The organism is Flavobacterium aquicola, from assembly GCF_003385115.1.
GTDB lineage: Bacteria > Bacteroidota > Bacteroidia > Flavobacteriales > Flavobacteriaceae > Flavobacterium > Flavobacterium aquicola.
In genome coordinates this window covers 85,705-98,163 of record NZ_QUNI01000007.1, presented here as the reverse complement: position 1 = coordinate 98,163, position 12,459 = coordinate 85,705, and the positions used below count along the sequence as shown (strand labels likewise).

Genomic DNA, 12,459 nt, shown 5'->3' with positions numbered 1-12,459 from the left:
TTTAAAATTAAACATCATGGAAACTACAAAAATCTTAATCGGTTACGCTGTCTATTTACCAATCGCTCTATTCCTTACTTTCTATGTTTCAAAAACACTTTTCAAAAACGGAAAAATATTTATGCTCGACATTTTCAAAGGCCGTGAAGATATTGCACAAGCCACAAACAAACTTTTCGAAACTGGATTCTATCTTCTCAATCTGGGCTTTGCATTAATGATTCTGCAATTGAGCATTTATGACAACAGTTATCAGTCACTTATCGAAGCCCTGAGCTATAAAATTGGTGGATTTTCTATCTATCTTGGATTGATGTTATTCCTAAATTTATATTTCTTCTTCAGAGGAAAGAGAAAAGCAAAAGAAGCTCAGCAAGAAGAAAGATTGGTTTTTAAAGCTTAATTTACCGACAAACCTAACAGGTTTTTGAAACCTGTTAGGTTTACTATTATGAAATTAAAAATGACAACCATTCACCTCACAACCAAAATAAAAGCACCAAAAAACATCGTCTTTGATGCTTCCCGAAATATTGATACTCACCAGCTGTCGGCAAGTTCTTCCAAAGAAAAAGCGATTGCCGGCGTTACATCGGGTTTGATTAATCTGAACGAAACGGTGACTTGGAGAGGAAAACATTTTGGATTTTACCTAACCCATAAAAGCCGAATTCCCGTAATGAATCTTTACGATTATTTTGTCGATGAAATGGAAGAAGGCAATTTCAAATCATTCAAACATCGGCATTATTTTGAAGAAATAAACGGAGTTACCATTATGACAGATAAACTGCAATATGAAACTCCGTTTGGTATTTTTGGCAAACCATTTGATTTTTTATTTTTGAAAAAACATTTAACCAATTTCATTTTGGAAAGAAATAAGGTTTTAAAAAAAGTTTCAGAAACTAAATCTTCAAAAACTCCCTGAAATTTTCCTTAGTCACTACCAAAAACTTTGGATGATACGCTTCTTCAAATGGTTTTGGCAATTTGCTTTTCTTTAATGAAGCCCATTTAAATTCAAAAGCGCTCACTTCGTCGGCAACCGTTTCGATATAATCAATTTCCTGTTGCTGAGTGGTGCGCCAAAAATATGGTTTCGCCAAACTATCGGTATAGGAAAGCATTTTCATTCGCTCGGAAACCAAAAAATTCTCCCACAGCGCGCCTTTGTCCTGACGAAATTCCAAATTATTGAAATTCCCAATCAGCATGTTACGAACGCCGTTATCATAAAAATAAATTTTCCGATTGGCTTTGATTTCATTTCGAACATTTCTGCTAAAGCTGTTCAGCCTAAACACCACAAATGCTTTTTCGAGTAAATCAATATAATTGCTAACCGTATTTTTATCTACGCCAACCAATTGTGCAACTTCGTTATAACTAACCTCACTCCCAACCTGCAAAGCCAAAGCCTGCAAAATTTTCTCCAAAACTTCCGATTTTCGAATGCCCGCCAAACTCAAAATATCTTTGTACAAATAACTCGAAACCAAGTTCTTTAAGATTTCATACTCATCCCCAAAATTATTGATAACATCAGGATACATTCCGTACAACAAACGCAGTTCCAATTGTTGTTGCGCTTTAATATAACCTACATTTGCCTCAAACTCGTTCCAAGAAACAGGAAACAAATGATACTCAAATTTACGTCCCGTAAGTGATTCCTGCGTAGCCTGATTAATATCCAAAGCCGAAGAACCACTCACAATTACCTGCACATCCTTTATTTGATCCACAATGATTTTTAGCTTCAAGCCAATATTTGGAATCCGCTGTACTTCATCAATAAACACATATTTATAATTTCCTATAATACTCTTCAATGTTTCGGTATTGGCATTCGCCAAAGTATCGGCCACAACAGCATCATCACCATCCAAAAAAAGAAACGAAGTATCTTGTAACAAAGTATTTATCAATGTTGTTTTACCCACTTGTCGAGGACCGATAAGCAAAATTACTTTCCCCTTGTTGAGTCTTTCTTTTATCCTTGCCGTTAAATCTCTAGAAATCATAACTATAAATTTTAGACAAAAATAAAATTTAAATTTATATTCACCAAATTTACACTAATATTGGTGAATGTATTCACCAATATTAGTGTAAATTTGGTGAACGTATTCACCGAAATCATACTTTTTTCAAAGAAAAACTTAGAATCTTAGTCACTCAGAAACGCAGCAACTTTACAAAAAAACTACCATCAGCCACCAAAAAATCGGTACTGCTTCAACCCAAAAGGAAGTGTAATATTTAGATCGGTTTGGATTTGCAAATGCTATGAAAAGCATCAGCATGATTACCATAACAAGATTTATGACGGCATCATGATAATTGAATGTCGAAATAAAAACTTCCAAAAACCAGAATGGAACCAGTAGTAGAAAACCTAAAAGTTTAGTGTTTTTTACACCAATCATTTGCGGAACAGTTTTTAAATGCGGATCATCATTGGCCAAATCAAGAATCTCAAAAATAAGAATCAGCACAAAAACCAAAATAAATCGCTGAATACATTTTATGAAAAAATCGGAAGAAAAAGGAACTTCAGCATTTATCAAAGGTAAAACCAAGGTCGCCCCCACCCAACAAAGTGCAACTATGTAAATTTTTACGCCAGCCCAGTTTCGAGCATTTCTTCTATTTGGAAAAAAAGGAAGGGTATACAATGCCGTAATGGCTAGAATCCCAACTGAAACAAGCTGTGTTATCCGCTTTAGATGAAAAAAATAATAACCAACCAAAAGCACTGAAATAAAACTCAAAACGGCAATAATCTTCAGTTGGTTTCGTACTATGTTTTTCTTCACCCGAACCAAAGCATCATACTTAACAAAATTATAGCCTACAATTGTTCCGAAAAAAACAAACAGAGCCATCGGTTCATCGTACTGAATATGAAACACATGAAACGTTATCCTTACTAAGGCATAGCAGGACAAAGCCACATGGATACTGCTGTTTAAGTAAAACCGGAGAATATTTTTCAAAAGCGTCATTTAAAAAATTTAATCAATTGTTAATAAATCAGTTCGTTAGTTGAAAAATCCCTATAAAAACAAGTTAAAAAAGGGTAATATTATGAGATTAATATTTATTTTTGCACCACAAAAAAACACGACACTTTTATTTCTAGAATAAATTATCCTGATTCAAACGAAATTCAAATATATAATGAATATTTAACAATCAGGCTTTTCCTTTAGACTTAAAATAATAAACCGAAGCTACACACAAATATGAAAACAGATGCTTTTGCTTTAAGACACATTGGGCCAAGAGAAACTGACCTTGAACACATGTTCAAAACAATTGGCGTTAATGACATGACGCAATTACTATATGAAACATTTCCTGATGGAATTCGTTTAAAAGAAGATTTACAGTTAGACCCCGAAATGACTGAATATGAATACGCAAATCATATTCTTGAATTAGGCAAAAAGAATAAAGTTTTCAAATCATACATCGGTTTAGGATATCACCCAACGATTGTTCCTGCTCCAATTCAAAGAAACATTTTTGAAAACCCGGGATGGTATACTGCCTACACTCCTTACCAAGCAGAAATTGCTCAAGGACGTTTAGAGGCAATCCTTAATTTCCAAACTACTGTTATTGAACTTTCAGGTATGGAAATCGCCAATGCATCTCTTCTTGACGAAGGTACAGCTGCTGCAGAAGCTATGGCTTTGCTGTTTGACGTTCGTTCACGTGATCAAAAGAAAAACAACATAAACAAATTCTTCGTTTCCGAAGAAATTTTACCACAAACATTATCTGTACTGCAGACCCGTTCTACTCCGGTAGGAATTGAATTGGTAGTTGGAAACCACGAAACTTTTGATTTCTCTGCAGAATTCTTCGGAGCAATCCTTCAATATCCTGGTAAATACGGACAAGTTAATGATTACGCTGCATTTATCGCTAAAGCTAAGGAAAACGAAATTAAAGTTGCTGTTGCTGCTGATATCTTATCTTTGGCTACATTAACTTCTCCTGGAGAAATGGGAGCTGACGTAGTTGTAGGTACTACACAGCGTTTCGGTATTCCAATGGGTTACGGCGGCCCTCACGCTGCTTACTTCGCAACTAAAGAAGAATACAAACGTTCTATGCCGGGACGTATCATTGGTGTATCTATCGATGTTAACGGAAACCGCGCATTGCGTATGGCTTTAGGAACTCGTGAACAACACATCAAACGTGAAAAAGCGACTTCAAACATCTGTACTGCTCAGGTATTATTGGCAGTTATGGCCGGTATGTACGCTGTGTATCACGGACCAAAAGGTTTAAAATATATTGCAGGCAAAGTTCACGCATCGGCAGTAACTGCTGCAGAAGCTTTGAACAAATTGGGAGTTTACCAAACTAACACTGCTTATTTCGACACTATTTTAGTTAAAGCTGATGCTCAGAAAGTAAAAGCTATCGCTGAAAGAAACGAAGTAAACTTCTACTATGTTGACGCTGAAACGATCTCAATCTCTTTCAACGAGACTACTTCAATTTCTGACGTTAACCAAATCATCGCAATTTTCGCTGAAGCTACAGGAAAAGATGCTTTCACAGTTTCTGAATTATCGACTGCATCTCAATTGCCAGCTTCTTTAGAAAGAACTTCTTCTTTCTTGACTCATGGAGTTTTCAACAACCATCATTCTGAAAGCCAGCTGATGCGTTATATCAAAAAATTAGAACGTAAAGATTTATCATTGAACCACTCTATGATTTCTTTGGGGTCTTGTACAATGAAATTGAACGCTGCATCAGAAATGCTGCCTCTGTCAATGCCAAACTGGAACAGCATTCACCCGTTTGCTCCTGTTGAACAAGCAGAAGGTTACATCACTATGCTTAAAAAACTAGAAGATCAATTAAGCATAATCACTGGTTTTGCAGGAACTACATTGCAGCCAAACTCTGGTGCTCAAGGTGAATATGCTGGTTTGATGGCTATCCGTGCTTACCATATGTCTCGCGGCGAAGGTGATCGTAACGTATGTTTGATCCCTTCTTCTGCTCACGGAACGAATCCAGCATCTGCTGCGATGGCGGGAATGAAAATTGTTGTTACAAAAACAACTCCGGAAGGAAACATCGATGTTGAGGATTTGAGAGCAAAAGCTATCGAGCACAAAGACGATTTGTCTTGCTTGATGGTAACTTACCCATCTACTCACGGTGTTTATGAGTCTACTATCATCGAAATTACTCAGCTAATCCACGATAACGGAGGATTGGTTTACATGGACGGTGCCAACATGAATGCACAAGTAGGTTTAACAAACCCTGCGACTATTGGTGCTGACGTTTGTCACCTGAACTTACACAAGACTTTCGCTATCCCTCACGGTGGCGGCGGACCTGGTGTTGGGCCAATCTGCGTGAACGAAAAATTACTTCCTTTCTTGCCATCTAACCCTGTATTGCACGTTGGTGGCGAGCAAGCGATTACAGCTATTTCTTCTGCTCCTTACGGATCTGCTTTAGTATGCTTGATCTCTTACGGATACATAACTATGTTGGGTGCTGAAGGTTTGAGAAGCGCTACTGAACACGCTATCCTTAACGCGAACTACATGAAAGCACGTTTCGAAGGTCACTACCCAATTCTTTATACTGGAGAATGCGGAAGAGCTGCTCACGAAATGATTTTGGATTGCCGTGCATTCAAACAAAACGGAATCGAAGTTGGTGATATCGCTAAGCGTTTGATGGACTACGGTTTCCACGCTCCAACGGTTTCTTTCCCAGTAGCCGGAACATTAATGATCGAGCCAACTGAATCTGAAGATTTAGCTGAATTAGACCGTTTCTGTGATGCTATGATTGCTATCAGAGAAGAGATTGAAGCAGCTACTGCTGAAGACAAAAACAATCCATTAAAGAATGCGCCTCATACATTGACAATGCTAACATCTGATTCTTGGGATTTACCATATACAAGAGAGAAAGCGGCTTATCCTTTGGACTACATCGCTGACAACAAATTCTGGCCATCTGTGCGTCGTATTGATGATGCTTACGGAGACCGGAATCTAGTTTGCAGCTGTGCGCCAATCGAGGCTTACATGGAGAGCTAGAATAGAGATTTCAGACTGCAGATTTCAGGTTTTAGACTGCAGATTTAGATTATACGGAACCCTTTCAGTTTTGGCTGAAGGGGTTTTTTATTTTGTCAGAATTTGGAACAGCTACATGCTTGTAATTGGTACGCGGATGACACGGATTAAACGGATTTGCGCGGATAAAACTCTATATTATGAATGGCAGTTATTTGGTGTTTAAGGCTGAAATCTGAGCTTTTGATAATCACTAAAATGCAAAAATCTTTCTCTCTAGCCCCGACAGCAGCGAAAATCCTCTTGTCCTGGGGTTCAGGACAAGAGATTGCAGCGAATGGCGGGACTATGTTTCCTGAAAATGCCCCATCTTTCTGCTCCTTATTCTGCTTACGAGGCGTTTAGCAAAAAGTTTTTGGGGACTGCTGTATATGGGAATTTATCTGCGTATTTCCATAATGAAATGCAGCGGATCGATGGCGTCGATGATGATGTAGAGAGCGATGACCTGCAGGGCAATCTTTAGCTGGAGCGATATATTTTTTCTTGCTCCGTAAAACTGATACCGGGCAAAAAACAGATACGAAAAAAACAGAATTATGACAAGATACCGAATCTCGATTCCCAGCGCATAAGCGGTATTGAGGTATTTCTGGAGGTAGAGGAACGGCAAGAGCAGGATTTGGAAAATTAAAATTTCGCCTATTTGAAAACAGTTGGAGACGAATAATTCGGGGATTGTATATTTTTTTTGACGGTACAAAATAAAATCGGTCAGGGTAAGGTAGACCAGCATGATGGCGGCTATGATGATGAAATATTTGTGTGCCAGTATGGGAATTGTTTTGTCCATGGAGTCGAAATTGACTTTTTCGACGATGAGATTGACGTGTAACAGATGATAGAGCGCCGATGCGATTCCGCCCAAGAGAATTAAAAACATGAGGGGATTAAAATGTGCTATTCTCCTGCCCTGCAGGTACTCGGAAATGGTTGTGCCGGGTCTTAGCATCATTTCTTTTACAGTGTGAAAAAAGCCTTTGTCGACATCAAACACTACTTCGAGAACGTGCTCTACGATTTCTTTCCAGGTTATGCGGCAGGTATCGGCAGACTGCCGGCACATGTTGCAATAATTCCCTATGTATTGATGCTGACAGTTTTTGCAGGTTACTGTTTGGGGTATACTCATGGATGACAGGGGTTTAAAAAAACGATTATAGCCGATAGTTAAAACTACTCTTAAATAGTTGTAAATGCAAATGTGCCGGCGATCTAAATTTGTGAATAAGAAAATACTTTACTATTTATTATTTACAAATGCTAATTTTCCTGTATTAGTATGTACGGCTGTGAATACAGCACCGCCTTTGCCGGTGCAGTAACAGCCGCTACAATGGTATCAGCCACATTATTCTATAATGGAGCTTTTTTGTGACTGGAGGGGACGAAAAAAGGGACTAATAGGGATGTTTATAGTTACCCACGCACCTAATAACCCCCGCAAAGTACCTATAAACAGGGGCATACCTACCCATTTTAAGGGGTATAGCCCCTGTTTATGGTAACACAACATACTAAAAACAGTAGTATAGGGGGTGTTTATAGGGGGCATACCTACCCATTTTAAGGGGTATAACCCCTGTTTATGGTAACACAACATGTTAAAAACAGTAGTATAGGGGGTGTTTATAGGGAGCATACCCCCCTATAAAGGGTAGTAAAGGGGGGTATTATGGTATGGTCTGCCCCCCTTTATACCCCATAAACAATTTAAAAATTAAAAATTATGGAAACTGAACCTGGTGCTGAAACACAATTTCATTGCACAGCTGGGCGAATACCTGCACTATCGTTTTGAAACCATTCGCGAAAAAGCGCCGCTGAAACAGCTTGCAGAAAAGGAGGCTGTTATACAAAAACTGGAAATCCAGCTTGAGACAATTAAAGAAACAATCCGTAAGCAATAATTTATGTTCAAAGTATTTGTAATATATTTTTATTACAAAAATAAAAGCTAAGTTTGTAAGACAAAGCTACCTAATTTATGGGTGATATGTCTGACGTCGTCAGACATATAGACTAGTTAGCTGTAAATTATCCAAATACAAACTATGACAGAACTAAGTAAAATATTCAGCCATCTTTCAAGAGATCTATTTATATATTTCTTGACGGGTTTTATCGTTGTTATCGACCTTGCATATCTTGACTATTTATTTAACTCAGAAATTACCCTAAAATACATAAAGACAATTCCATACTGGACAATTAGTTCCACAATTATTGCTTTTGCAATTGGACATTTAGTATTCGCATTAATGTATATTGTTTTTGAGGGTACTAATTTTGAAAATTGGTTAAAGAAAAAACTATTTCCACTTAATTGTGGTGACGATAATCCAAAGGCTTTTATAATTGACTTTGAGAAAGAAATTACAATATTTGTAAACAAGAAAGATCTTCACGATCAATTTATTGAGAGACATACATACACAACTCTATTTGATGCGTTGGAATTTATCAGCAGGAATGATGTTTTGTGGCTTGACAAATATTATTTGTCAAATTTATTTTCATTTTATTTGCGCCTTTAGTCTGCTTTCCATTCTTTTAATTTTGTTAGGATTTTCAGTTTATATTTTATCCTTAAGAACAGAAAAAGATTGCTATGATAGAATAACTAAAATCGCCGATTCAATTAAACAAACCTAATCTACTGCTAACTGCTACAACAGATTTGGGCAATTGGCTTAATGGAAAAATGGTTTTGTATTTGGATGATTTGACAAATACGAAGAATGAGCTTAATTTAGTACCAAACCTGCTGTAGTAGCGGAACATTGACAGAAATGCCCAAATAACAGTAGAAGAATTAAATAACTTAATGCAATAAATGAAAAGAATAATTTCAATATCAATCCTAATTTTATTTGTATTCCAAGTACAAGGTCAAGAAAGGAAAAGTCCAAAAAGAATAAAAGTTAGTGGAAATTACATTCATTCTGAAACAGAGACAAGTTTTCCCGAACAATTTGAAAACTATAATCGAACTGATATTTATTCTTTTGATAAGAAAGATAAAAATATTGGTGTAACATATGAGCTCGAAACAAACGATAAAAAAACAACTATTTCAATTTATTTATATCCTACAGAAGAGGCATCCGAAGGTAGACTAAAAAATGAATATTTTAATTCAATGCAGTCAATTGCAAACTTCTCAAAAAATGGAATAAATGCAACACAAAAACTAATTAGAAAAGTTGGTGAAAAATATATTTGCAATGGGATTAAAGCAGAAATGAAAAATGACAAAAATGAACTGACTCACTTATCTTTATTTGAATGTGGAACTTGGTTTTATAAAATTAGATTGACAACAAACGAATTGGATTCAATTCAAGCTGAAAATATTGAAAAAAAAATTATAGAAAAATTTGACCCAACAAGATTATCTGGAATAAAAAAATTAAACACAAAAGCAAATGTATATTTTTCTAAAAATGCTTTCTGTGATTCTATAATGTTAGGTTCAACAATGGGAAGTGCATTTAAGAAAATTAATTGGGCACTGGAAAATGTAAAAGAAAATGAAAGAGCATCTGGGTTCCCTGATTTGTATATTGATATGCATATTGAAAGTATTAAAGAGCTTCTTAAATTTCAAGATAAATATAAATACAAAAAGACACAAACCACAATCGAATACTTAGATGAATTAAAATCAATTGTTGAATCGGGATTTATAAATGAATTTTTAATGGAGCAATATGATATGCTTTTAATTATTCCCGATGAAAGGAAATTTAATTTTGATGCTTACAAAAAATGGAAAGAAAACAAAAAATTAGCAATTGATTTAAACAAAAGATATTATGTAATATCATATAAAAAGGAATAAAAGGCACTATCTACCAACAGCTACAACGGATTTGGGCAATAGGCTTAATGGAAAAATGGTTTTGTATTTGGATGATTTGGCAAATCCGAAGAATGGGGTGATTTAGTCCCAAATCCGCTGTAGTACCAGAACTTGAGCTATCATTTTAAAGTGACCGAAACCAAAGACAAACTAACAAATGATGACAGATAAATTTTCAACAATAAATAGCACACTATCACCAAATGAACTTGGAAGACTTATTCAACAAAAATATGAACTAAGCGACAACACCGAATGTAGCATATTTCGACTTGCAATGAACCATTTATATATTGTTCACGATGACGAAATGAAATACGTTTTTAGAGTTTACACTTATAATTGGCGGACAAAATTAGAAATTGAAGAAGAACTGAGACTTTTACTTCACTTAAAGGAAACCAACCGACAAGTTGCTTATCCAATCGCGGACAAACTCAGCGAATACATTCAAGAAATTGAGGTACCTGAAGGAAAAAGATTTGGTGTTTTATTTTCATATGCCAAAGGAACAAAGACAGCAAAGTTTTCACATCAAGCAAGTTTTCTAATTGGAGAAGCATTAGCAAAAGTTCATCAATCCACAGAATATTTTGAACTAAACAGAATATTTTACAACAGTCATAACTTACTTCAAATATCTGTTTTAAGAACAAAAAAATTCTTTGATAAAAACATTAATGAAATTGAATTTTTAGAAAAACTATCTGCATTTTTAACGCCAAAAATTGACAATATTGACAAACAAAAAATGCGATATGGAAGTGTTCATCTTGACGTTTGGTTTGACAATTTACACATTGATGATGAAAAGGAAATAACATTTTTTGACTTTGACTTTTGTGGTAACGGTTATCTATGTTTCGACATTTCTTATTTCCTATTTCAGTTACTTTCAACTAATTTGAACGAAGAAGAATATCAAGTAAAAGCAGAAAGCTTTTTAAAAGGTTACGAAACTGTAACAGAAATTAGTGAGGAAGAAAAAAAGTTTTTACCCTTTGCTTGTTTAGCAATTATGACATATTACATTAGTATTCAGTGTGACAGATTTGAATATTGGACAAATATATTTTTGAATGAAGACCATTTAAAAAGAATAATTGGAAATCTGAAACGATGGATTGCTTACAACAAAATTGAAATAGAATAACAATTGGCAAAACAACGAACGGCTAACAGCTGCTACAACGGATTTGAGCAGTTCGCTTAACTGAAAATGGTTTTGTATTTGAAAGATTTGGCAAATCCGAAGATAAGGTTTAATTTAAACCCCAAACCCGCTTTAGTACCAGGACGTTAGTAGTAATGTTGCACCGAAATTCTGAAAAAATGACAACTATAAAGAAAAAAAATTAATTGCGATTATTATTCTGTTAAGCATATTTTGCGTTATAGTTTTTTTTAATCTAAAAAATTTCCACGCTAAATTTTTCAATAAAACTGGCGAAAATATTGATTCATTGATGATTGGAAATACATTAATAGGAAAGTTAAAAAAAGATGGATTTACAGAGTACATCAATTTTAAAGAATTTGAATTTGATAGTGGTTTTCCTTATGAAAATGTTAGCGGAAAGATTAAAAAAAAATATTAAAACCTAATTTTTGGAGTGACTGTGGAACCGAAAGATATTCACTATCTAATGGAACTTATGAGTTTGACATAAAATCAGAACTTGATCTAAATGGAGAAGCTGTTTTATATCTTGCTCCTCATAATGGAAAAATGTTTTGGGAGTAAAAACACTACCACTAACAGCTGCTACAACGGATTTGAGCAATTGGCTTAATAAAAAAATGGTTTTGTATTTGGGATGATTCGTTTCAACCAAAAATCTAGCTAAATTTAACTCTCAGAACGGACGATATGCAATATCAAAACAAACAAAATTAATCAAATGAAAAAAAACATAGTTTTAATTTTAATAGTCTTGATTACCATTGCTTTGACGCATGTCCTTGTTTACTATACCGGGATGCAGGGCTTTTCATTTGCATTCAGCCTTAACTTTCTGCTGATGGCATGTGTACTTACTTTTACTGAAACACTAAAAAGCCCGCTGGCTTCTCCTTACTTTAATGAAAAACCGTGGGAACACAAAGGCAGTGTATATGAGTCACTGGGAATACATCTTTTTAGGAAATTTTTGGTTGTCACCGGCTGGGAAAAACTAAACAAAAAAACAAAACCAGTAGAGAGGAATGCCAAAGCACTGATAAATCTGTATTACCGCACAAAACAAGATGAACTGGGCCATCTGATTATTTTTATTATAGTGTTTGGCTTCAATATTTTTGTGGCATTCAAATTTGGAATCCTCAAATCTTCATGGCTGTTTATACTCAATATACTGCTTAATCTATACCCTATTTTTCTGCAGCGGTACAACCGCCCGCGGATAGAAAGAGCCATAAATGTTTTCAGCCAGAGATTAAACCGCTGATTGTAAT

At 35.4% G+C, this 12,459-nt stretch carries 11 protein-coding genes; 8 read left to right on the top strand and 3 right to left on the bottom strand.

Annotated features, from left to right (window positions below; translation table 11 throughout):
* Positions 1-16 precede the first annotated feature (16 nt).
* Positions 17-403: a hypothetical protein gene (locus C8P67_RS13145; protein WP_115813640.1), complete on the top strand. Its 387-nt coding sequence runs from the start codon at positions 17-19 to the stop codon at positions 401-403.
* Positions 404-463: 60 nt separating this feature from the next.
* The gene (locus C8P67_RS13140; RefSeq protein ID WP_115813790.1) at positions 464-931 is read left to right on the top strand and encodes an SRPBCC family protein; all 468 of its coding nucleotides are present in this window, start codon (positions 464-466) and stop codon (positions 929-931) included.
* On the opposite strand, the gene C8P67_RS13135 is transcribed toward C8P67_RS13140, so the two are convergent.
* Entirely contained in the window at positions 909-2,027 is a 1,119-nt protein-coding gene (locus C8P67_RS13135; RefSeq protein WP_115813639.1) for an ATP-binding protein, read from the bottom strand. The genes C8P67_RS13140 and C8P67_RS13135 overlap by 23 nt on opposite strands.
* 171 nt (positions 2,028-2,198) lie before the next feature.
* A complete protein-coding gene (locus tag C8P67_RS13130) occupies positions 2,199-3,011 on the bottom strand; it encodes a UbiA prenyltransferase family protein (protein ID WP_115813638.1) in 813 nt (270 codons plus the stop codon).
* A gap of 240 nt (positions 3,012-3,251) precedes the next feature.
* Between C8P67_RS13130 and gcvP the strand changes: the two genes are divergently transcribed.
* On the top strand, positions 3,252-6,101 hold the full coding sequence (gene gcvP / locus C8P67_RS13125) for an aminomethyl-transferring glycine dehydrogenase (protein ID WP_115813637.1): 2,850 nt from the start codon (positions 3,252-3,254) through the stop codon (positions 6,099-6,101).
* Between the two features lie 418 nt (positions 6,102-6,519).
* Here gcvP and C8P67_RS13115 read toward each other — a convergent pair whose 3' ends face one another.
* Positions 6,520-7,272 carry a DUF3667 domain-containing protein gene (locus C8P67_RS13115; RefSeq protein ID WP_115813635.1) on the bottom strand — a complete coding sequence of 251 codons (753 nt, stop codon included), beginning with the start codon at positions 7,270-7,272 and terminating at the stop codon, positions 6,520-6,522.
* 613 nt (positions 7,273-7,885) lie between these two features.
* Between C8P67_RS13115 and C8P67_RS22145 the strand changes: the two genes are divergently transcribed.
* The 5 genes from C8P67_RS22145 to C8P67_RS13095 all read left to right on the top strand — a co-directional run bounded on the left by C8P67_RS22145 (position 7,886) and on the right by C8P67_RS13095 (position 12,452).
* On the top strand, positions 7,886-8,050 hold the full coding sequence (locus C8P67_RS22145; RefSeq protein WP_170141463.1) for a hypothetical protein: 165 nt from the start codon (positions 7,886-7,888) through the stop codon (positions 8,048-8,050).
* 144 nt (positions 8,051-8,194) lie between these two features.
* Positions 8,195-8,677, top strand: a complete 483-nt coding sequence (locus C8P67_RS13110) for a hypothetical protein (protein ID WP_115813634.1) — start codon at positions 8,195-8,197, stop codon at positions 8,675-8,677.
* A 299-nt stretch (positions 8,678-8,976) separates the two neighbouring features.
* Positions 8,977-9,984 carry a hypothetical protein gene (locus C8P67_RS13105; protein WP_115813633.1) on the top strand — a complete coding sequence of 336 codons (1,008 nt, stop codon included), beginning with the start codon at positions 8,977-8,979 and terminating at the stop codon, positions 9,982-9,984.
* A 178-nt stretch (positions 9,985-10,162) separates the two neighbouring features.
* The gene (locus C8P67_RS13100) at positions 10,163-11,158 is read left to right on the top strand and encodes a phosphotransferase (protein WP_245980448.1); all 996 of its coding nucleotides are present in this window, start codon (positions 10,163-10,165) and stop codon (positions 11,156-11,158) included.
* Positions 11,159-11,906: 748 nt separating this feature from the next.
* Positions 11,907-12,452, top strand: coding sequence for a glycosyl-4,4'-diaponeurosporenoate acyltransferase CrtO family protein (locus C8P67_RS13095; protein ID WP_115813631.1), 546 nt, complete (start codon positions 11,907-11,909; stop codon positions 12,450-12,452).
* The last annotated feature ends 7 nt before the right edge of the window (positions 12,453-12,459 follow it).